The 20,686-nt window shown below is 62.3% G+C and carries 19 protein-coding genes; 2 read left to right on the top strand and 17 right to left on the bottom strand.

The features are described 5' to 3' along the window. Positions 1–8: 8 nt before the first annotated feature. The gene (locus tag AB4Z19_RS14070) at positions 9–593 is read left to right on the top strand and encodes a hypothetical protein (protein ID WP_442027345.1); all 585 of its coding nucleotides are present in this window, start codon (positions 9–11) and stop codon (positions 591–593) included. Here the strand turns inward: AB4Z19_RS14070 and lpxC are convergent. Both lpxC and AB4Z19_RS14060 read right to left on the bottom strand, forming a co-directional pair. Further along, positions 590–1,528: a UDP-3-O-acyl-N-acetylglucosamine deacetylase gene (lpxC, locus tag AB4Z19_RS14065; protein ID WP_442035463.1), complete on the bottom strand. Its 939-nt coding sequence runs from the start codon at positions 1,526–1,528 to the stop codon at positions 590–592. The two genes, AB4Z19_RS14070 and lpxC, sit on opposite strands and share 4 nt — an antisense overlap. Positions 1,529–1,546: 18 nt before the next feature. After that, a complete protein-coding gene (locus tag AB4Z19_RS14060; RefSeq protein WP_442027351.1) occupies positions 1,547–2,389 on the bottom strand; it encodes a DMT family transporter in 843 nt (280 codons plus the stop codon). A gap of 247 nt (positions 2,390–2,636) precedes the next feature. Between AB4Z19_RS14060 and AB4Z19_RS14055 the strand changes: the two genes are divergently transcribed. Next, the gene (locus AB4Z19_RS14055; RefSeq protein WP_442027349.1) at positions 2,637–3,134 is read left to right on the top strand and encodes an SET domain-containing protein; all 498 of its coding nucleotides are present in this window, start codon (positions 2,637–2,639) and stop codon (positions 3,132–3,134) included. A 315-nt stretch (positions 3,135–3,449) separates the two neighbouring features. Here AB4Z19_RS14055 and AB4Z19_RS14050 read toward each other — a convergent pair whose 3' ends face one another. The 15 genes from AB4Z19_RS14050 to rsmH form a co-directional block, all read right to left on the bottom strand. After that, entirely contained in the window at positions 3,450–3,953 is a 504-nt protein-coding gene (locus tag AB4Z19_RS14050) for a peroxiredoxin (RefSeq protein WP_442035462.1), read from the bottom strand. A gap of 120 nt (positions 3,954–4,073) precedes the next feature. Continuing rightward, positions 4,074–5,291 carry a cell division protein FtsZ gene (gene ftsZ / locus AB4Z19_RS14045; RefSeq protein WP_442035461.1) on the bottom strand — a complete coding sequence of 406 codons (1,218 nt, stop codon included), beginning with the start codon at positions 5,289–5,291 and terminating at the stop codon, positions 4,074–4,076. A gap of 98 nt (positions 5,292–5,389) precedes the next feature. Further along, complete coding sequence (ftsA, locus tag AB4Z19_RS14040) at positions 5,390–6,622, bottom strand: cell division protein FtsA (RefSeq protein WP_154375265.1); 1,233 nt, start codon at positions 6,620–6,622, stop codon at positions 5,390–5,392. A gap of 15 nt (positions 6,623–6,637) precedes the next feature. Continuing rightward, complete coding sequence (locus AB4Z19_RS14035; RefSeq protein WP_442028260.1) at positions 6,638–7,402, bottom strand: cell division protein FtsQ/DivIB; 765 nt, start codon at positions 7,400–7,402, stop codon at positions 6,638–6,640. A 10-nt stretch (positions 7,403–7,412) separates the two neighbouring features. Further along, positions 7,413–8,366, bottom strand: a complete 954-nt coding sequence (locus tag AB4Z19_RS14030; RefSeq protein ID WP_442028259.1) for a D-alanine--D-alanine ligase — start codon at positions 8,364–8,366, stop codon at positions 7,413–7,415. Between the two features lie 10 nt (positions 8,367–8,376). Further along, on the bottom strand, positions 8,377–9,768 hold the full coding sequence (murC, locus tag AB4Z19_RS14025; protein WP_442035460.1) for a UDP-N-acetylmuramate--L-alanine ligase: 1,392 nt from the start codon (positions 9,766–9,768) through the stop codon (positions 8,377–8,379). Further along, positions 9,765–10,832, bottom strand: a complete 1,068-nt coding sequence (gene murG, locus AB4Z19_RS14020) for an undecaprenyldiphospho-muramoylpentapeptide beta-N-acetylglucosaminyltransferase (RefSeq protein WP_442030174.1) — start codon at positions 10,830–10,832, stop codon at positions 9,765–9,767. Before murG ends, murC begins: the two co-directional genes overlap by 4 nt. After that, a complete protein-coding gene (gene ftsW / locus AB4Z19_RS14015) occupies positions 10,829–12,040 on the bottom strand; it encodes a putative lipid II flippase FtsW (RefSeq protein WP_442035459.1) in 1,212 nt (403 codons plus the stop codon). The genes murG and ftsW overlap by 4 nt, the downstream gene beginning before the upstream one ends. Continuing rightward, a complete protein-coding gene (gene murD, locus AB4Z19_RS14010; protein ID WP_442022732.1) occupies positions 12,040–13,542 on the bottom strand; it encodes a UDP-N-acetylmuramoyl-L-alanine--D-glutamate ligase in 1,503 nt (500 codons plus the stop codon). Before murD ends, ftsW begins: the two co-directional genes overlap by 1 nt. After that, entirely contained in the window at positions 13,542–14,711 is a 1,170-nt protein-coding gene (mraY, locus tag AB4Z19_RS14005; RefSeq protein WP_442022731.1) for a phospho-N-acetylmuramoyl-pentapeptide-transferase, read from the bottom strand. The genes murD and mraY overlap by 1 nt, the downstream gene beginning before the upstream one ends. 2 nt (positions 14,712–14,713) lie before the next feature. Continuing rightward, complete coding sequence (locus AB4Z19_RS14000; protein WP_442022730.1) at positions 14,714–16,129, bottom strand: UDP-N-acetylmuramoyl-tripeptide--D-alanyl-D-alanine ligase; 1,416 nt, start codon at positions 16,127–16,129, stop codon at positions 14,714–14,716. After that, positions 16,129–17,661: a UDP-N-acetylmuramoyl-L-alanyl-D-glutamate--2,6-diaminopimelate ligase gene (locus tag AB4Z19_RS13995; protein WP_442022734.1), complete on the bottom strand. Its 1,533-nt coding sequence runs from the start codon at positions 17,659–17,661 to the stop codon at positions 16,129–16,131. Before AB4Z19_RS13995 ends, AB4Z19_RS14000 begins: the two co-directional genes overlap by 1 nt. 8 nt (positions 17,662–17,669) lie before the next feature. Continuing rightward, on the bottom strand, positions 17,670–19,454 hold the full coding sequence (locus AB4Z19_RS13990; RefSeq protein WP_442022729.1) for a peptidoglycan D,D-transpeptidase FtsI family protein: 1,785 nt from the start codon (positions 19,452–19,454) through the stop codon (positions 17,670–17,672). Continuing rightward, positions 19,451–19,723 (bottom strand): cell division protein FtsL, encoded by a 273-nt coding sequence (ftsL, locus tag AB4Z19_RS13985; RefSeq protein WP_442022728.1) that lies wholly within the window; start codon positions 19,721–19,723, stop codon positions 19,451–19,453. The genes AB4Z19_RS13990 and ftsL overlap by 4 nt, the downstream gene beginning before the upstream one ends. Continuing rightward, complete coding sequence (rsmH, locus tag AB4Z19_RS13980; protein ID WP_442022727.1) at positions 19,720–20,685, bottom strand: 16S rRNA (cytosine(1402)-N(4))-methyltransferase RsmH; 966 nt, start codon at positions 20,683–20,685, stop codon at positions 19,720–19,722. Before rsmH ends, ftsL begins: the two co-directional genes overlap by 4 nt. Position 20,686 lies beyond the last annotated feature (1 nt).

The following is a 20,686-nucleotide window of genomic DNA, read 5'->3' as shown; positions in this document are numbered from 1 at the left end:
GTCCGCCAATGGCAAAAGTGCGTGATTTTATCATGCGCGAAGGGCAAGGTTGGGATGTTCAGCTATATAACAATGGCCAGAGCGCAAATTTACCGGCTGGGGCCGCCACGGTACAATGCAGCATGCGTTCCCGTTACACCACCATGATCCGCGAGGCCGCTGGAGCCACGGACTTTCTTCGCCGCAACGACCGCCTGGCGGCGCTGCTGCCGGCTGCCCAGCGCATGGCCGATCTGCAGCGAGATTGTGCGGAAGCGCTGCCAACCTCGTTCAAGTTCTGCGAAATCCTGGCTTTCAATGGAACCGATCTGACGCTCGCCACGCCCAACGCCGCAGTTGCTGCCAAGCTTAAACAACAATTGCCAAAGCTACAAGAATGTCTCGTGCGAAAAGGGTGGCAGATTAACAACATCCGCCTCAAAGTGCAGATGACGCAGTCGGCCCAGCAAGCCGTGCAGCCGAAACCCAATATGGAGCTGTCGTCCGCCGCGGTGAACTCATTCGAGCAGCTCAGCGAACAACTCGAAGCCACCAAAGAAAACGCGCCGCTGATCGCGGCGCTGAAGTCTATGGTGGCGAAGCGCCGTCCTTAGTAGTTGAACGACCACTCTTCCGCCAGCTGGCGGGCGTAGGATGGCGGCGCTTTGTCGGTCGATTCGTAGGTGACGATTTCGTAGGAATCGGGATCGGCCAGCATGGCGCGCAGCAACTGGTTGTTCAGGGCGTGGCCGGATTTGTGGGCTTCGTAGCTGGCGACCATCGGGTGACCGACCATGTACAGGTCACCGATCGCGTCCAGGATCTTGTGGCGGACGAACTCGTCGTCGTAGCGCAGGCCATCGGAATTCAGGATGCGGTACTCGTCCATCACAATGGCGTTTTCCAGCGAACCGCCGCGGGCCAGGCCGATACCGCGCAGCATTTCCACGTCCTGCATGAAGCCGAAGGTACGGGCGCGGGCAATCGCCTGCACATAGGAGACGTCGCCGAAGTCGACATTCGCGCGCTGGGCGGTGCCATCGACGGCCGGGTGGTTGAACTCGATGAAGAAGTCCAGCTTGAAGCCGTCGTGCGGTACCAGGCGCGCCCACTTTTCCTTATCGCCCTTCCCTTCGCGCACTTCCACGGTCTTTTTCACGCGGATGAACTTCTTGGCCGCGTCCTGCTCCTCGACGCCACCTTGTTGCAACAAATATACGAAGGATGATGCCGAACCATCCATGATCGGAATCTCTTCCGCCGTCACGTCGACATAGAGATTGTCGATGCCCAGGCCGGCGCAGGCCGACAGCAGGTGCTCCACGGTCGAAACGCGGCCGCCGTCCTTCATCAGCACGGTGGCCATGCGGGTATCGCCCACGATGTCGGCTTTTGTCGGGAAGGCAATAGGCGGGTCCATATCGACGCGGCGGAACACGATGCCGGTATCCGGCGCGGCCGGGCGCAAGGTCAGCTCGACCTTGGTGCCGGAGTGCAGACCCACACCTGTCGTGCGGACGAGTTCTTTGATGGTTCGTTGTTTCAGCATTCCGCGATTATATCGGGATTACGGATGCTCGGCCTCGGGATGGTCGGCTTCCCGCCGCACCAGGTAAATGCCCGAAGCGATGATAATGGCCGCGCCCAGCAGGGTGTACATATCCGGCAAGCTTTTCCACAGCACCCAGTCCATCATCGTGCCCCAGGCCAGCGCCGTGTATTCGAACGGCGCCACGATCGACGCTTTGCCCATGCTGAAGGCTTTGGTCAGCGCCAGCTGTCCCAGGAAGCCGCTGATCGCCAGGGCCAGCAACGGCACCCAGTCGTCCATCCGCACCTCGACCCACTGCTGCCAGGCAAACGGCGAGACACCGATGCCCATCATCGCCAGCACCCAGAACATGATGTGCTCAGGCGCATCCGAACGCGCCAGGATGCGGCTGACGATGGCCGACACGGCGTAGCACACGGCCGAGCCCAGCACCGCCAGTCCCGCCACCGAAATGAAGCTGCTGCCATTGGGACGCAGCACCACCAGCACGCCGCCCAGGCCGACAAAAATCGCCACCCACTGCCCGAGGCCGACTTTCTCTTTCAGGAAGAACACCGCCAATGCCGTCACCAGCGCGGGAGCGATGAAGAAGATCGAATACGTTTCGGCCAGCGGCAGCGACTTCAGCGCGAACGCGAACAGCGACAGCATGCTGATGCCGATCGCACCGCGCAGCAGATGCAGCGGCCAGCGCACCTGGAACATCCCTTTGAACTTGCCGCGCCAGGCCAGGTAGGCAAACACCAGCGGCATCGACGACATGCAGCGCAGCGCAGTCACCTGCAGCGCCGGATAATGCTCGGCCAGCACCTTCATGGACGCATCCATAAAGGCGAACATGGCGACAGCCGCCACCATCCAATAAATACTCTGCAGGTTTTCTTTCGCGCTGGGGGTCATGTAGGTCCAAATGCTCACGCCGGACCGGCCATTGTACTGAAAGAAACGCGGCATCGCTCGCGCCGAGATCAAATTAGCTGATGTCGTAACAATAGAGTTCCGGACCCACCCAATGCGGCAGCTCGCGCGTGCGCGCACTTTGCGCGGCATCAGCGCTACGTGTGTGGCGCGACCGGGTTATTATTGCGGGATGAACGCCGACGCCATGAAAAAATCCGCCCCGACCTCCCTGTATGAAGTGCACGAATCGCCCGTCCATGGACGAGGCGTGTTTGCGAGCCAGTTGATCCCCGCGGGCACGCGCATCATCGAGTACACCGGCGAGATCGTCGACTGGGATGAGTGCTGCCGCCGCACCGAAGAGAAAGGCGGCCCGATCGGCCACACCTTCTTCTTCAGCCTGAACAACGGCCTGCTGATCGACGGCGGTGCCGGCGGCAACGAAGCGCGCTACATCAACCACTCCTGCGAGCCGAATTGCGAAGCGGAAGAAGACGACGATTCGCGCGTCTACATCTGCTCGCTGCGCCACATCGAACAAGGCGAAGAGCTCAACTACAACTACGGCCTGATTTACGAAGAGCGCCACACCAAGGCCGTGAAAAAGCAGTTCGCCTGCTACTGCGGCGCGTCCTCCTGCACCGGCGTCATGCTCGCCCCCAAAAAGCGCAAGCGCAGCAAGGCTGACAAAGCGCAAAGTTAAGCCCGTGCGCCGTTGCTAGGATTAAAGTCCTTTCACGGCGCGGAGGCTTCAAATGTCTGAGCTATCGACGATACAGTCGCTCACGCCTGGCCAGACTTGCCGGATCTGGTTCAACTTTCTCGCTCTGCTGTTTGGGCCGGTCTATTACATCTGCACATGCTGGGCGCGGATCAGGCAACCATGCCGCGCATAGGGAGATACTGCGGCCCGCTGATCTTCTGCTTCCGCGCGAATATCGATTACTACAAACGGATGGTGGAACAGGACAACGGATGGTGGTAGCGGCGCCCGGAAAGAGCGCCGCGGAGGGAATGATTACAGCTGGCCCAGCATGGTTTCAGCGTTCGACACTTCGAACTTGCCACCCTGCTCAACGTTCAACTGCTTGACCACACCGTCTTCCACCAGCATCGAGTAGCGCTGGGAGCGGGTGCCCATGCCGAACTTGGAAAAGTCGGCGTCCAGGCCCAGGGCCTTGGAGTAAGCGGCGTTACCGTCGGCCATCATGCGTACGATGCCGGTGGCTTTCTGGTCGCGGCCCCAGGCGCCCATCACGAAGGCGTCGTTCACGGAGATGCACCAGATTTCGTCCACGCCCTTGGCTTTCAGCTCGGCAGCGTGAGCGACATAACCCGGCACGTGTTTAGCCGAGCAGGTCGGGGTGTAAGCGCCTGGCAGGCCGAAGATAGCGATCTTCTTGCCTTTGACCAGGTCCTGCACGTTGAAAGTGTTCGGGCCGAGGGAGCAGCCTTCGCTTTCAACTTCGATGAATTCGGACAGGGTGCCTTCCGGCAGTTTGTCGCCGATCTTGATGGTCATTGGATTCTCCTTTTAGAAAACAAAAAACCGCGCAGCGCGCGGCAGCTTTTCCTAAGTATAAATGACCACGCCGCCGGACGCACAGGTCCGGCGGCGCGGCTGATCCGCGATCAGCCGGGATCAGTCAGCCTGCTTGCGCAGGAATGCCGGAATGTCGTAGGTTTCCATGCCGGTATTCTGCAGCGCGCGCACCTGTTCGGATGCGGACTCGCGGCGCCATACGGCCGGCTGCTTCTGGATATCGTGGTGAGCTGCGCCACCCAGGCCAGCAGCGCCCATGGTCACGGACGAAGTCACAGCGCCGCCGCCCAGTGCTGCGGAAGGCGTCATTGGCGCATTGTGGGTACCGGTACGCAGAACCTGCTGCGGCACCAGCTGCACATGCTTCTTCTGCTTGCCCAGGCCGGTGGCCACCACGGTCACGCGGATCGCGTCGCCCATTGCGTCGTCGTAAGCGATACCTTGTGCGATCGATGCATCCGGTGCAGCGAAGGCGCGTACGGCAGCCATGACTTCCTTGATTTCCTTACCCTTCAGGCCACGCGATGCGGTCACGTTCACCAGCACGCCGCGTGCGCCGGACAGGTCGACGCCATCCAGCAGCGGCGAAGCCACGGCCTGCTCGGCTGCCACGCGGGCGCGGTCCACGCCGGAAGCGGTGGCGGTACCCATCATCGCCTTGCCCTGCTCGCCCATGATGGTCTTCACGTCGTTGAAGTCGACGTTGATGTGGCCCGGCACGTTGATGATTTCGGCGATACCGGCAACGGCGTTGTTCAGAACGTCGTCGGCGTGCTGCAGCCATTCGATCAGGGATTCGTCTTCGTAGATCTCTTCCAGCTTCTCGTTCAGGATCACGATCAGGGAGTCGACATTGGCAGCCAGCTGCTCCAGGCCTTCCTCGGCGATGTCCATGCACTTCTGGCCTTCATGCGAGAACGGCTTGGACACCACGGCCACGGTCAGCGCGCCCTGGGATTTGGCCACTTCAGCAACGATCGGTGCAGCGCCGGTGCCGGTGCCGCCGCCCATGCCGGCCGCGATGAAGACCATGTGCGCGCCGCGCAGTGCGTCTTCGATGCGTGCACGGGATTCTTCGGCCAGCTGGCGGCCCACGTCCGGCTTCATGCCAGCACCCAGGCCGGTCTCGCCGATCTGGATGATGTTGTTGGCCTTGGACGTCGCCAGCGCTTGTGCGTCGGTGTTGGCGGCAATGAACTCAACGCCGTTCATGCCCTTATTGATCATGTGCTGCACGGCGTTACCACCGGCGCCACCGACGCCGACGACCTTGATGACCGTACCCAGCGTTGCGTTATCGACCATATCAAACTCCATGATGTACTCCTGTCTAGAATGCGGTTTTCAAGCGCCAGTGCTCATATTTGTAGGAGAACTGGGGATTGAAAACTGCGGTTGATTTCAAAAAATTCCGATTAAAAATTACCCAAGAACCATTCTTTCATGCGCTGCCAGACTGCCTTCACCGACCCATCCTGGCGGGTCACGATGTGCCCGCGCAGATACTGCTTCTTCGCTTCCAACAACAGACCCAGAACCGTTGCGTAGCGCGGGCTGCGGACCACGTCCGCCAGCTGGCCGCGATAGTCCGGCGTGCCAAGGCGCGCCGGCTTCAGGAAAATGTCTTCCGCCATTTCGACCATGCCCGGCATGATCGACGTACCGCCCGTCAGCACGATGCCCGAGGACAGCACGCCTTCGTAGCCCGATTCGCGCACCACCTGGTGCACCATCGCGAACAGTTCTTCCACGCGCGGCTCGATCACGGCAGCCAGCGCCTGGCGCGACAGATTGCGCGGACCGCGGTCGCCCAGGCCCGGCACTTCCAGGTGCTCACCCGGATCGGCCAGTACCTGCTTGGCCACGCCGTAGCGGATCTTGATTTCTTCCGCTTCCGAGGTCGGCGTGCGCAGCGCCATCGCGATGTCGTTGGTGATCTGGTCGCCCGCGATCGGGATCACGGCCGTGTGGCGGATCGCACCGTCCGAGAACACCGCCACGTCGGTGGTACCGCCGCCGATATCGATCAGCACCACGCCCAGTTCTTTTTCGTCCGGCGTCAGCACCGCATCGGCCGAGGCCATCGGCTGCAGGATCAGGTCCGACACTTCCAGGCCGCAGCGGCGCACGCACTTGACGATGTTCTGCACCGCGCTCACGGCGCCGGTCACGATGTGCACCTTCACTTCCAGGCGGATGCCGCTCATGCCGATCGGCTCGCGCACATCTTCCTGCGAGTCGACGATGAATTCCTGCGGCACCGTATGCAGCAGCTGCTGGTCGGTCGGGATGTTCACCGCCTTCGCCGTTTCGATGACGCGCGCCACATCGGTCGCCGTCACTTCCTTGTCCTTGATGGCCACCATGCCGCTGGAATTGAAGGAGCGGATATGGCTGCCCGCAATGCCCGCATACACATTGCGGATCTTGCAGTCGGCCATCAGCTCCGCCTCTTCCAGCGCGCGCTGGATCGATTCGACGGTCGCTTCGATGTTGACGACCACGCCTTTCTTCAGGCCTTTGGACTCATGCTGGCCCAGGCCTATTACTTCGTGGCGTCCATCGCCCATCACCTCGGCCACCACGGCAACCACCTTGGAGGTGCCGATGTCGAGGCCGACGATCAGGTTTTTAGCGTCTTTTGTCATCTCTCTGCCTGCTTATCAACGTTTCTTTGTTTCTGCCGGAATCTTCAGTCCCGCCGCGCTCAATGCCAGTCCGTTCTGGTAGCGCATATCTACTGTTTCAATGTTCGGTACGCGGGCCGTCAACTGCGGCCAGATGCCTACCAAACGGTCTACCCGTTCCTTCAGCGTGGTGGGCGTCTGCTCCCGGCCCAGCGCCACGCTCATGCCGTTGTCCAGCTTCACCGTCCACGCATAGCGCGTCGACAGCGACAAGCCTTCCGGCGCCAGCTTGATCGGGGCGAACCAGTTGCGCAGCTCACCGAAACGCGCCAGCACTTCCTTCTCGCTGCCATCCGGTCCATCGAACTCCGGCAGCTCATGGTCCTCTTCCGCTTCGGCCAGATTGGCGGTGAACACATCGCCCTTGGTCGAGAGCAGGCGTCCATCTTCGCCCCAGGTGCCGAGGGCTTCATGCTCTTCCAGCGCCACGATCAGCTGGTCCGGCCATTCGCGGCGCACGCTCGCGCGGCGCACCCAGGGCACGGCTTCGAACACCTGGCGCACGTTATCCAGGTTGGTCGTGAAGAAGTTGCCCTTGATGCGGCCCAACATACCGTTACGCAGCGTCAGCTCATTCACATGCTTCAGCTCCGAGTTGTCCATGGTCTCAACGCGGATGGAACGCAAATCGAATACAGGACGCTGCGCCAGCCACCATACGCCGCCCGCCGCGCAAGCCAGCAACGACAGCGCAGTCAGTGCGCCGGCGGTTGCATTCAAGGCTTTTGCGTCATGCCACATTGATGTCCTCTTACTTCTTCGCCAGTTTCAGGCGTGCCGTGCGCAGGATTTCCACGCACAGCTCTTCATAGCTCACGCCCGTCGCGCGCGCCGCCATCGGCACCAGCGAATGGCTGGTCATGCCTGGCGAGGTATTCACCTCAAGCAGGAAGAGCTTGTTGTCGCGGGCGCGCATCAGCACGTCCACGCGGCCCCAGCCCTCGCAACCCACGGCGCGGTAAGCCTCCACGGCGATACGCTGCATTTCATCCTGAATCGCCTGATCCAGCTGCGGTGGGCAGAAATACTGTGTATCGTCGGTGAAGTATTTGTTCTGATAGTCGTAGTTACCCTGCGGAGCAACGATCTCCACGATCGGCAGCGCACGCGCGTCCTTGCCGGTGCCCAGTACGGCGACGGTGAACTCGCGGCCTTCCACGAATTCTTCGGCCAGCACGGAGTCGTCCAGCGCCGCTGCCGCGTCATAGGCGGTCTTCAACTGCGCCTTATCGGTCACCTTGGTGATGCCGATAGTCGAACCTTCATGCGGTGGTTTCATGATCAGCGGCAGGCCAAGGCGCGCAGCTTCCGCATCCAGGTCGCTGTCGGCGCCCAGCACGGCGTATTCCGGCGTCGGCAGGTTTTCGCGCAGCCACAGAATCTTGGTGGTGATCTTGTCCATGCCCACCGAGCTGGCCATCACGCCGCTGCCGGTGTAAGGAATGCCAAGCAGTTCCAGCGCGCCCTGGATGCTGCCGTCTTCGCCGTAGCGGCCGTGCAGTGCGATGAACACGCGGTCGAATTTTTCGGCAGCCAGTTCAGCGAGCGAACGCTGGCCCGGATCGAAGGCATGGGCGTCGATGCCCTGGCTTTGCAGCGCGGCCAGCACGCCGCTGCCGGACATGATGGACACGTCGCGCTCGGCGGAACGTCCGCCGAACAGCACGCCCACCTTGCCGAATGCCTGCGCTTCTTGTTGAGTCAATTTCTTCACATCAGACCTTTTGGTACGTAGTCAGTTTTGCCGGGACGCCGCTGATCGAGCCTGCGCCCATCGTGAGCACGACGTCGCCGTCGCGCACCACATTCATGATCGTTTCCGGCATATCGGCGATGTTTTCGACGAATACCGGTTCAGTCCTGCCGCGCGCGCGGATTGCGTGCGCCAGAGAGCGGCCGTCGGCAGCCACGATAGGCGCCTCCCCCGCTGCGTACACATCGGACAGCACCAGCACATCCACGGTGCTCAATACTTTTGCAAAGTCTTCGAACAGGTCGCGCGTGCGGCTGTAGCGGTGCGGCTGGAAGGCCAGCAGCACGCGGCGGCCAGGATAGGCGGCGCGCGCGGCGGCAATCGTCACTTCCATTTCAATCGGGTGATGGCCGAAGTCGTCCACCAGCGTGAAGGCGCCCCCGGCCGGTGCGGCGATGTCGCCATACTTGGTGAAGCGGCGGCCAACGCCGGCAAAGCCTGCCAGGCCGGCCTGGGTGGCGCTATCGGGTACGCCAATCTCGCGCGCAATCGCGACGGCGGAGCAGGCGTTCTGCACATTGTGCATGCCTGGCTGGTTCAGCACGATGTCCAGATCCGGATAGCCTTCCTGCAGCACGGTGAAATGCATCTGGGTGCCGACGGCGCGGGCATTCACGGCGCGCACTTCGGCGTCTTCCGCAAAGCCGTAAGTCGTCACCGGCTTGGTCACCTGCGGGATGATGGCGCGCACATGCGGATCGTCGATGCACAGCATGGCGCGGCCATAGAACGGCAAGCGGTGCGTGAAGTGGACGAAGGCCTGCTTCAGCTTTTCGAAATCGTGCTCGTAGGTTTCCATGTGGTCGGCGTCGATATTCGTGATCACTTCGATCATCGGCGCCAGGTTCAGGAACGATGCATCGGATTCATCCGCTTCAGCGACCAGGTACTCGCCCGAGCCAAGCTTGGCGTTGGCGCCGGCGGCGGTAAGGCGGCCGCCGATCACGAAGGTCGGGTCCAGGCCCCCTTGTGCCAGCACGGATGCCACCAGGCTGGTGGTCGTGGTCTTGCCGTGGGTGCCGGCGATAGCGATACCGCGCTTCAGGCGCATCAGCTCACCGAGCATCACGGCGCGCGGCACGATAGGGATCTTGCGGGCGCGCGCTGCGACCACTTCCGGATTGTCTTCCTTCACCGCGGTGGAGGTCACGACGGCATCGGCGGTACCGATGTTTTCTGCGGCGTGGCCCTGATAAACCTTGGCGCCCATGTCGATCAGGCGCTGGGTCACGGCGTTCGCGCCCAGGTCGGAACCCGAGACGTTATAGCCGAGCGTGACCAGCACCTCGGCGATGCCGCTCATGCCGCTGCCGCCAATGCCGACGAAGTGAATGTTCTTGACCTTGTGTTTCATGCTAGTGCTTCCAATACTTGTGCGATGGCGTCGTTCGCGTCGCGTTTGCCTGCCGCATGCGCTGCCACAGCCATCTTCTGGCAAGTGCCGCGTGACAGCGTCTGCAACAGCGCTGCCAGGCTTTGCGGGTTCAATTCCGACTGCGGCATATGAATGGCGGCGCCCTGCTTCGCCATCCACTGCGCGTTGTCGCGCTGGTGGCTGGTGGTCGATGCCACCAGCGGAACCAGCACACTCGCCACGCCGGCCGCCGTCAGCTCGGACACGGTAATGGCGCCCGCGCGGCAGATCACAATGTCCGCCTGCGCATAAGCGCTTGCCATGTCGTCGATGAAGTCGACCACGTTTGCTTCCACGTCCGCGTGCGCGTAAGCCTCACGCAGGGCGTTGATATTCTTCTTGCCCGACTGGTGGGTCACCAGCGGACGCTGTTCCGGCACCAGCATCGCCAGCGCGGCCGGCAGCGCATCGTTCAGCGCTTTCGCACCGAGACTGCCGCCCACCACCAGGATGCGCAACTGGCCTTCGCGGTTTGCAAAGCGCTGCTCAGGCGAAGGCACGGCCAGAATCTCCTTGCGCACCGGATTGCCGGTGACGATCGCCTTGCCGGCAGCGGCGCCGAAATCGGCCGGGAAACCGAAGCAGACCTTGTCCGCCATCGGCGCCAGCGTTTTGTTCGACAGCAGCAAGGCTGCGTCGGCATTGACCAGCACCAGCGGCTTGCGGCGCAGACGCGCCATCACGCCGCCCGGCACGCAGACGTAGCCGCCCATGCCCAGCACCACGTCCGGCTTGCGCTTGCCGATGAAGCCAAAGCTGCTCATGAAAGCGCCAACCATCTTGAAGGCGCCGCCAATGGTGTGCGCCAGGCCTTTGCCGCGCATGCCGCTGAAGTTGATGGTGTCCATTTCGACGCCATTCTTCGGCACCAGTTCCGTTTCCATGCCATGCGAGGTACCCAGCCAGCTGACTTCCCAGCCACGAGCGCGCATGGTCTGGGCAATCGCCAGACCAGGGAAAATGTGGCCGCCGGTGCCGGCTGCCATGATCATCAGGCGTTTCATATCCGGCCACCTCGCATCAGTACACGGTTCTCATAGTCGATGCGCAGCAATATGGCGAGTCCGACACAGTTAATCATTACCCCGGTGCCGCCGTATGACATCAGCGGCAGCGTCAACCCCTTGGTCGGCAGCAGGCCCAGGTTCACGCCCATATTGATGAAGGTCTGCACGCCGATCCAGATACCGATGCCCTTCGCCGCCAGTCCCGCAAAGGTCTGGTCGATGGCGATGGCCTGGCGGCCGATCTCGAAAGCGCGTTTGACGATCCAGTAGAACATGGCGATGGTGACCACGACACCAACCAGGCCCAGTTCCTCGCCGATCACCGCCAGCAGGAAGTCGGTGTGCGCTTCGGGCAGGTAGTGCAGCTTTTCCAGGCTGCCGCCCAGGCCCACACCGGTGATCTCGCCGCGCCCGAAAGCGATCAGGGAGTGCGTCAGCTGGTATGCCTTGTTCAGCGCATTCTCTTCTTCCCAAGGATTCAGGTAAGCGAAGAAACGGTCGCGGCGGAATTTGGACAGTGCGATGATGGCCACGAAAATTGTCACCAGCATGCCGGCGATGCCGCCAAACCAGACCGCGTTCACGCCGCCCAGGAACAGGATGCCCATGGCGATGCAGACGATGACGCCGAATGCGCCCAGGTCCGGCTCCAGCAGCAGCAGCAGGCCAACGAAGGCCACCGCGATCGCCATTGGCGCGAAGCCCTTGGACAGGCGGTGCATGTATTCCTGCTTGCGCACCGTGTAGTCGGCCGCGTACAGCACGATAAACAGTTTCATCAGCTCGGATGGCTGGAAATTGAATACCTTCAGCGACAGCCAGCGGCGGCCGCCGTTGACGACCACGCCGAGGTGCGGGATCAGCACCAGCGTCAACAGCACCAGCGTGCCAATGAACAGATACGGCGCGGCTTTCTGCCAGTCTTGGACACGTACGCGGAAAGTCACCGCCGCCGCCACCATCGACACGGCAATGAAGATCGCCTGGCGCTGCAGGAAGTAGTAGTTCTTGTAGGCGGCGAACTTGGGCGAATCCGGCAGCGAGATCGAAGCCGAGTACACCATCACCATGCCGAACAGCATCAGCAGCGCCACGCACCAGATCAGCGGCAGGTCGTACTCCATCATCTTCGAATGGCGCGCGCGGCTATCCAGCGGAGCCGGAGCCTCTGAGCCACCAAAGCGGAATGGAAGCTGGAATGCCATCAGATCTCCTGTCCGGCATCCAGCGCGATGTCACGCACGGTGTCGATGAACACCTGGGCGCGATGCGCGTAATTTTTGAACATATCCAGGCTGGCGCAGGCCGGCGACAGCAGCACGGCATCGCCTGCATGAGCGAGCGAGGACGCACGCCTGGTTGCTTCCTCCAGCGTGGCAAGGTCTTCCAGCTTCACGCCGGTATCGGCCAGCGCAGCACGAATGGCCGGCGCATCGCGGCCAATCAGCATCACGGCGCGCACATAGCGCGACACAGGTTGCGCCAGCGGATCGAACTCCTGGCCCTTGCCATCGCCACCGGCGATCAGCACCAGCTTCTGTTCGCTGCCGGCGAAGGCAGTACCCAGGCCATTCAGCGCGGCGACAGTTGCGCCGACATTGGTGCCCTTGCTGTCGTCGTAGAAGTCGACGCCATTGATATTGGCGACCAGTTCCACGCGATGCGGCTGGCCCTTGTATTCACGCAGGCCATGCAGCAGCGGCGCGAACGGCAGGCCGATGGCGCGGCACAGGGCCAGCGCAGCCAGCGCGTTGGAGGCGTTGTGCGTGCCGCGAATCTGGAGCGCGTCGGCCGGCATCAGTTTCTTGGTGTAGCACTCGACCGGCGGTGGAGGCGGATCGTTTTTCTTGCGCTTCTTCTGCTCGACTTCTTCCGTCGGCTCGGCGGTGGCCAGCCAGTACACGCCACGCTCGTTCACCAGGCCGAAGCTGTGCGGCGTGGTTGGTTCGTCGGTGCCGAAGGTGACGTTTTCCCCGGTTGGATTGGCCATGGCCATGGTCCAGCCGTCGTCGCGATTCAGTACGCGCACCGTGTCTTCGCCAAAGATGCGCTTCTTGTCGTCGGCATAGGCCTGCATACTGCCGTGCCAGTCCAGGTGGTCCTGGGTCACGTTCAGCACCGTGGCGGCATTGGCCTGCAGACTGTATGTCGTGTGCAGCTGGAAGCTGGAGAGTTCGAGCACCCAGGCTTGCGGCAGGGTTTCGTTGTCCATCACCTCGCGCAGCACATCCAGCGCGGCGGGGCTGATATTGCCGGCCACCTTGACGGACAGGCCGGCGCGCTCGCACAGCTGGCCAGTCAGGCTGGTGACAGTGGTCTTGCCATTGGTACCGGTGATGGCGATGACTTTCGGCTCGTAGGCGCGGTCGTCCTTCAGCCATTTCAGCGCCTGGGCGAAGATTTCAATCTCGCCCCAGACAGGAATATTCTTTTCGGCGGCAGCCGGAATGATCTCGGCCAGCTCGCGGTTCGGCGCCAGACCAGGGCTGGCGCAAACGAAGTCCACGCCATCCAGCAGGCCCGCATTGAACGGACCGGAGATGAACTGCGTGCCCGGCAGCTGTTCGCGCAGCGCTGGCAGACGGTCCGGCACGGGACGCGTGTCGGCAACGCGCAACAGCGCGCCACAGCGGGCCAGCCACTGTGCCATCGCCAGGCCCGATTCTCCGAGCCCGAGTACCAGAGCGATTTTGCCGTTGTAGATCATTAGCGCAGCTTCAGGGTTGAGAGTCCGACCAGTACCAGCATCATCGTGATGATCCAGAAGCGCACGACGACCTGAGTTTCTTTCCAGCCTTTCTGTTCAAAGTGGTGGTGCAGCGGCGCCATCAGGAAGACGCGGCGGCCAACGCCATAGCGCTTCTTGGTGTACTTGAACCAGCCCACTTGAATAATCACGGACAGCGTTTCAGCAACGAAGATGCCACCCATGATGAACAGTACGATCTCCTGGCGCACGATCACGGCGATCGTGCCCAGCGCGCCGCCCAGCGCCAGTGCGCCGACGTCGCCCATGAAGACTTGTGCGGGGTGCGTGTTATACCAGAGGAAGGCCAGGCCAGCGCCTGCCATCGCTCCGCAGAAAATAATCAGCTCGCCCGCGCCCGGAATGTGCGGGATGAACAGGTATTTCGAATAGGTGGCGGAACCGGTCAGGTAAGCGAACAGGCCAAGCGCGGAACCCACCATCACGGTCGGCATGATGGCCAGGCCATCCAGACCATCGGTGAAGTTCACGGCATTCGAAGTGCCCACGATCACGCAATAAGTCAGCGCAATGAAGCCCCATACGCCCAGCGGATAGCTGATGGTCTTGAAGAACGGGACGATCAGGTCGGCCTTTGGCGGCAGGTCCATCGAGAAGCCGGACTGCACCCACTGGAAGAACAATTCAAACACCTTCACCGGCGTCGGTGCGGACACGGAGAACGCCAGGTACAGCGCGGCGGCGATGCCGACCAGCGACTGCCAGAAGTATTTTTCGGCCGAGCGCATGCCTTCAGGGTCCTGGCGAACAACCTTGCGGTAGTCATCTACCCAGCCCACGGCGCCAAAGCCCATGGTCACGACCATCACTGGCCAGATCAGGCGGTTGGACCAGTCGACCCACAGCACGGTGGACACGGCAACGGCAATCAGCAGCAGCACACCGCCCATGGTCGGGGTGCCATGTTTTTTCAGATGAGTTTGCGGACCGTCGGTACGCACGGCCTGGCCGTATTTCATCACGGTCAGTTTACGAATAACAGCGGGACCCGCGACGAGGCCGATCACCAGCGCGGTAATCGTCGACATCACCGCGCGGAAGGTGATGTAGTTAAAGAGGCGGAAAGCCCCAATGTCGTCCTGCAGGAGTTGTGCAAGCCAAAGCAGCATGATTAGTGTGTTTCCTTTGTTACGTGTTGCGATCCAATCAAATGCTGCACGACCCGTTCCATTTTCATGAAGCGGGAGCCCTTGATCAATACGGTTGCATCCGGAGTTGCCACGGCCTCGACGGCCTTCAGCAACTCTTCGAATTCTTTAAAGTGGCGCGCGTGAGGCGCCATATGCGCGGCCAGCGCGCCGGTTGCCAGTACGTGGTCGATGCCCTTGCTTGCGGCGTAGGCGGCGACCTCCTCGTGGAACTCCTTTCCTTGCGTGCCCACTTCGCCCATGTCGCCCAGTACCAGTACGCGTGGCGCAGGCGCGGCGGCGAGCACATTGATGGCGGCGCGTACGGAGTCCGGGTTGGCGTTGTAGGTGTCGTCGATGAGCGTGGCGCCATTGGCGGCCTGCTTTTTCTGCAGGCGGCCAGTCACCGGAGCGAAGGCCTCCAGGCCGGACTTGATCTGGTCGGGCGTAACACCCGCCGCGTGTGCGCATGCGATCGCGGCCAGCGCATTCAGGACATTGTGGTCGCCAAAGGCTTGCAGGCGCACCGCGAACGTCGCGGCCGAGCTACGCTCCACAATGGTCACGGACAGATCGCTGCCATACGCCGCCGGCGTCGCGGTGGCGGACACCGAAGCCTCCGGCGACAGGCCGAAGGTCAGCACACGCACACCGGCAGCGAGGTCGCGCCAGATCGGCGTGTATTCGTCGCTGTGCGGGAACACGGCCACGCCACCGGCGGGCAGCGAAGACAGCACGCTGCCATTCTCGCGCGCCACCGCTTCCACGGTGTGCATGAATTCCTGGTGCTCGCGCTGGGCGTTGTTCACCATGCCGATGGTTGGCGCAGCGATAGCGCTCAGGCGTGCAATCTCGCCCGGATGATTCATGCCCAGCTCCACCACGCCGGAATGATGCTGGCCATCGAGACGGAACAGCGTCAACGGCACGCCAATCTCATTATTCAGGTTGCCGCGCGTGGCCAGCCTGCCCTCTTCGCCATGTGCCGCAGCGAGAATCGAGGAAATCATTTCTTTCACAGTCGTCTTGCCATTGCTGCCGGTGACAGCAATCAGCGGCAGCTTGAAGCGCTCGCGCCAGGCATTGGCGATGCGACCCAGGGCCGTCAGCGTATTCGGCACCACGATAGCCGGCAGCGGGAAGCCTGCGGGCAAGGTGTCCACCACCACGGCGGATGCGCCACGCTCGGCGACCTGCTGCAGGAAGTGATGCGCATCATGGACCTCGCCGCGCAACGCCACGAAGATTTCGCCGGGACCGACAGCGCGGCTATCGGTGGAGATGTTCGTGATAACGAGCGCGCGAGCCGCGGCGTCGGCCTCGGCGGAAGGCGCGGCGGCACTCGGCACGAAATGCGCACCGGGCAGGGACGAGAGGATCTGATCGAGCGTCCAGCGCATCAGTTCTGCCTCATCATGGTTAGCCGCGCCGACAGCGCCAGTTGCGCGTGCTCGGCATCCGAGAACGGCATCTTGCGTCCCTTGATTTCCTGGTAAGGTTCATGGCCCTTCCCTGCCAGCAGAATCACATCCGACTTGCCAGCGTGACGCACAGCCGACAGGATGGCCGCAGCGCGGTCTTCCACCGTCAGGAATTCCGAATTCGGATTCTCCGGGTCCATGCCCGCCACGATCTGGCGAATGATCTCCGCCGGCTCCTCGCTGCGCGGATTGTCGCTGGTCACCAGCACGTGCTCGGCCATCTGCGAAATCCTGCCCATTTGCGGACGCTTGCCGGGATCGCGGTCGCCGCCGCAGCCGAACACGCACCACAGGTGGCCGTTGCGGTCATTGGCGACGGAACGCAGCGCTTCCAGGGTTTTCTCCAACGCGTCCGGCGTGTGGGCGTAATCGATCACGATCAGCGGCGCATCCTGGCCGCCCAGCTGCTGCATGCGGCCCGGCGCCGGCGTCAGCGATTCGATGGCGTCGACAGCAGCGCGGAAAGCAGCGCCTTTGCTGAGCAAGGCAGCCATCACAGCCAGCGCGTTCGATACATTGAACGGCCCCACCAGCTGGGTGCGCACATGGGCATGGCCAAAGGACGAATCCAGATTGAATTCGGTGCCCTGGCCACGGCTGCGCAGCGCGCTGGCCCGCATCATCTGGATGCCCGGGATGTTCGGCTGCGAGGCCACATCGCGCAGGGTGTAAGCGATGACGTGAGGCTTCGGTCCTTTGCGGCCCTGGATATGCTTGATGATGCGCGGACCGGCAGGATCGTCCAGATTGATCACGGCGGTTTTCAGGCCCGGCCACTCGAACAGCTTGATCTTGGCTGCCTCATAGGCTTCCATGTTGCCGTGGTAATCGAGGTGGTCGCGCGTAAGATTGGTGAAGATCGCCACGTCGAAGTGCATGCCGTCGGTACGGCCCTGATCGAGGCCGATCGACGAGGCCTCAATCGCCAGCACAGCGGCGCCATCGCGGCGCATCTCATCCAGCTTGCGGGCCAGCAGCACTGCATCCGGCGTGGTGTAGCCGGTTTCATCGAATTCCGCCTCGACGCGCGCGCGGAACATGCCAACGCCCAGCGTGCCGACAACGGCAGCCGTTTCGCCCAGCTTGGCCAGCGCCTGTGCAGTCCATACGGCGCAGGAAGTCTTGCCATTGGTACCCGTCACGCCGACGGTAAACATGCCGCTGTCCGGCATGCCGTAGTGGGCGTGCGCAATCGGACCGGCCAGACGCTTCAGACCATCCACCGCCAGCTGCGGCACGTCATGCGCGGCATCCCATTCATAGCCTGCACCGTCGTACACCACGGCAGCGGCGCCCGCTTCGATAGCGGCGCCGATGTATTTGCGGCCGTCGTTGGCATCGCCGGGATAGGCGAAGAACACATCGCCGGCCTTGATGCGGCGCGAGTCGGACGCCAGCTGCGCATCCGGGGCGGCCGCCTTGATCCAGTCGTTAATTTCTTTGATGGTCATCGTAGTCATTACATGGCCTCCGGTCCGGTGTCCGTCGGGATCACGATTTCGGTGACGGAGGAATCAGGAGGCACGTTCATGGCGCGCAGGGCGTTGACCGCCACCGCGGAGAAAGTCGGCGCGGCAACCTGGCCGCCAAAGTGGCCGCCCTGGGTTGGTTCGTCGATCATGACTGCGATAATGAAGCGCGGCGCGGACATCGGCACGATGCCGACGAAGGAGCCGATATATTTGCGCGGCATGGCGTAGTGGCCGTTTTCGACCTTGTACGCGGTGCCGGTCTTGCCGCCTGCGCGGTAGCCCGGAATCTGGGCCTGCTTGGCGGTGCCGTCCTTGCCGGAAACCACAGTCTCCAGCATTGCGCGCATCTCGCGCGCCGTTTCCGGCTTGATGATTTGCTGCCCGCGCGGAGCCTCGTTCACGCGCTCGAAGGACAGCGGAATCGTATCGCCATCGCGCGCGAACATCATGTAGGAACGCGCCAGCTGGATCAGCGACACGGAGATACCGTTACCGTAGCTCATGGTGGCCTGCTCGACAGGACGCCAGGATTTATAAGGACGAACGCGGCCAGCGACCGCGCCTGGGAAGCCCCATTTCGGCTGCTGGCCGAAGCCGACCTTGGTGAACATCTCCCACATCTCTTGCGAAGGCATGCTCAGTGCGATCTTGGAGGTGCCGATATTGGACGACATCTCAATAATCTGCTGCACATTGATCACGCCGTGCGCCTTGGTATCGCTGATCGTGCGGTCCAGGATGGTGAACTTGCCGGGACCGGTGTCGATATAGGTGCTCGGCTTGACGCGGCCCGTGTCCAGCGCCAGCGAAACGGTGATCGGCTTCAGCGTCGAGCCAGGCTCGAAGGAGTCGGTCATCACACGGTTGCGCAGCTGGGCGCCGGTCAGAGCGCGGCGATCGTTCGGATCGTAGCTCGGATAGTTGGCCAGCGCCAGCACCTCACCCGTGTGCACGTCCAGCACCACGGCGCCACCGGCCTTGGCGTGGAACTTCTCCACCGCGCCCTTCAGCTGGGTGTAGGCGATGTACTGGATCTTGCTGTCGATGGACAAAGTCAGGTCCTTGCCGTCGTGCGGTTCGTGCTTGGCGCCGATGTCTTCAACAATGTGGCCCAGCCGGTCCTTGATCACGCGGCGCGTGCCGGGAATACCGACCAGGTTCTTTTGCTGCGCCAGTTCCATCGATTCCTGGCCCACGTCTTCCACGTTGGTAAAGCCGACCACGTGGGTCGTCACTTCACCCTGCGGGTAGAAGCGCTTGTATTCCTTGCGGGTGTCGATGCCTTCGATATCCAGCTTGGCGATCTTGTCGGCCACGTCCTGCTCCACCTGGCGTTTCAGGTAGACGAAGTTGCGGTCCGAGTCCAGCTTCTTGCGCAGTTCCGATTCCGGCATTTCCAGCAGGCCGGCCAGGGCGCGCAGCTTTTCCGGCGGCGCCTGCAGCACATCGTCCGGGATCGCCCAGATGGCTTTCACTGGAATGGACGACGCCAGCACCTGGCCGTTGCGGTCCAGGATCTTGCCCCGCGTCGCTGGCAACTCCAGCGTACGCGCGTAGCGGATCTCGCCCTGCTTCTGCAGGAACTGGGTCGATACACCCTGCAGCCACACGGCGCGTACGGCCAGTGCCGCGAAAGCGATGAACAGCACGATCATTACCAGGCGCGAACGCCACATCGGCAGGCGCACGGCCAGTACAGGGCTGCTGTTGAAGGAGACGCCTTTCGAGCGCGCCACGCGCGCGCCGCCCGCTCCGCCGGATGAGCGCATCATTGTCCGCCCTCCGTCAGATATTGAGTACGGTTCGGCGTCAGCGGCGTCATGTTCAGGTCACGGCGCGCAATCTCTTCGATGCGGGCGTGCTTGCCCAGTTTGGACTGGTCGAGCTGCAGCTGGGACCATTCGATATCCAGCTGCCTCGCCTGCGTTTGCGCGCGTTCCAGGTCGATGAACAGATGGCGCGCCTGGAACTGGGCGTTAACCAGCGACAGGGCGCAGCCCAGCAGCAGCGCCGTCAGCACGATGTTGATCTTATTACTCATTGCGCGCCTCCCGTGGCAGGAAGGCGCATGGCCACACGCATCACGGCGGAGCGGGCGCGCGGGTTCTCGTCCACTTCACGGTCGGATGGCTTGATGCGGGCCAGCAGTTTCAATTCAGGCTGCGGCAGGTCGACGGCCTTGATCGGCAGGCGCCGGTCCGGCTGCTCCACCTTGGCTTTGGACGCGAAGAACTGCTTCACCATGCGGTCTTCCAGCGAGTGGAAGCTGATGATGGCCAGAATGCCGCCAGGCTTGAGGGCGTTGAAGGCCTGGTTCAGGACCGATTCGAGGTCCTCAAGCTCTTTATTGATGTAAATCCGGATAGCCTGAAAAGTGCGGGTGGCCGGGTCCTTGCCCTTTTCGCGAGTCTTGACCGCGCCTGCCACGATACCGGCAAGCTGCCGTGTGCTTGAAATTGGTTCGACTGCCCGGCGAGCAACAATCGCCTTTGCAATCTGAAAAGCAAACCGTTCTTCCCCATATTCTTTTATCACCTTTTCCAGTGTCTGTTCGGATTCTGTGGCGAGCCACTCGGCCGCCGACACACCACGCGTGGTATCCATGCGCATGTCGAGGGGGCCGTCGTTACGGAAGCTGAAGCCGCGTTCCGGATCGTCCACCTGCGGCGAAGAGATGCCGAGGTCGAGCAGAATGCCGTCCACGGCGTCGACGCCGCGTTCGGCCAGCGCTTGCGCCATGGTGGCGAAGCTGTCGTGCACGATGGTGAAGCGGGAATCGCCGAGTTGCTCGGCGGTGGCAATGGCTTGCGGATCTTTGTCGAATGCGATCAGGCGGCCGCCCTGCCCCAGACGGGACAGGATCAGGCGCGAATGGCCGCCGCGGCCGAAAGTGCCGTCTATATAGATGCCGTCGGCGCGTGCGCCGGCCAGGTCGAGCGCATCAACCGCTTCATCTAACAGCACCGTACGATGCTGGAATTCTGGCACCGCTGTTGTGGTCATT

The organism is Pseudoduganella sp. RAF19 (assembly GCF_052114165.1).
In the GTDB taxonomy this organism is placed as follows: domain Bacteria; phylum Pseudomonadota; class Gammaproteobacteria; order Burkholderiales; family Burkholderiaceae_D; genus Rugamonas.
Note: the sequence above shows the minus strand (reverse complement) of the source record. Positions and strands in the feature narration are given on the sequence as shown.

Coding starts and splice junctions, on each gene's coding strand:
- AB4Z19_RS14035 (WP_442028260.1), bottom strand. CDS start 7,402: ATGTGGCATGACGCAAAAGCCTTGAATGCAACCGCCGGCGCACTGACT.
- murD (WP_442022732.1), bottom strand. CDS start 13,542: ATGATCTACAACGGCAAAATCGCTCTGGTACTCGGGCTCGGAGAATCG.
- AB4Z19_RS14000 (WP_442022730.1), bottom strand. CDS start 16,129: ATGCGCTGGACGCTCGATCAGATCCTCTCGTCCCTGCCCGGTGCGCAT.
- ftsA (WP_154375265.1), bottom strand. CDS start 6,622: ATGACAAAAGACGCTAAAAACCTGATCGTCGGCCTCGACATCGGCACC.
- AB4Z19_RS14050 (WP_442035462.1), bottom strand. CDS start 3,953: ATGACCATCAAGATCGGCGACAAACTGCCGGAAGGCACCCTGTCCGAA.
- AB4Z19_RS14070 (WP_442027345.1), top strand. CDS start 9: ATGGCAAAAGTGCGTGATTTTATCATGCGCGAAGGGCAAGGTTGGGAT.
- ftsZ (WP_442035461.1), bottom strand. CDS start 5,291: ATGGAGTTTGATATGGTCGATAACGCAACGCTGGGTACGGTCATCAAG.
- ftsL (WP_442022728.1), bottom strand. CDS start 19,723: ATGAGTAATAAGATCAACATCGTGCTGACGGCGCTGCTGCTGGGCTGC.
- murC (WP_442035460.1), bottom strand. CDS start 9,768: ATGAAACACAAGGTCAAGAACATTCACTTCGTCGGCATTGGCGGCAGC.
- ftsW (WP_442035459.1), bottom strand. CDS start 12,040: ATGGCATTCCAGCTTCCATTCCGCTTTGGTGGCTCAGAGGCTCCGGCT.
- AB4Z19_RS13990 (WP_442022729.1), bottom strand. CDS start 19,454: ATGATGCGCTCATCCGGCGGAGCGGGCGGCGCGCGCGTGGCGCGCTCG.
- AB4Z19_RS14055 (WP_442027349.1), top strand. CDS start 2,637: ATGAAAAAATCCGCCCCGACCTCCCTGTATGAAGTGCACGAATCGCCC.
- AB4Z19_RS13995 (WP_442022734.1), bottom strand. CDS start 17,661: ATGACCATCAAAGAAATTAACGACTGGATCAAGGCGGCCGCCCCGGAT.
- AB4Z19_RS14060 (WP_442027351.1), bottom strand. CDS start 2,389: ATGGTGGCGGCTGTCGCCATGTTCGCCTTTATGGATGCGTCCATGAAG.
- rsmH (WP_442022727.1), bottom strand. CDS start 20,685: ATGACCACAACAGCGGTGCCAGAATTCCAGCATCGTACGGTGCTGTTA.
- mraY (WP_442022731.1), bottom strand. CDS start 14,711: ATGCTGCTTTGGCTTGCACAACTCCTGCAGGACGACATTGGGGCTTTC.
- lpxC (WP_442035463.1), bottom strand. CDS start 1,528: ATGCTGAAACAACGAACCATCAAAGAACTCGTCCGCACGACAGGTGTG.
- murG (WP_442030174.1), bottom strand. CDS start 10,832: ATGAAACGCCTGATGATCATGGCAGCCGGCACCGGCGGCCACATTTTC.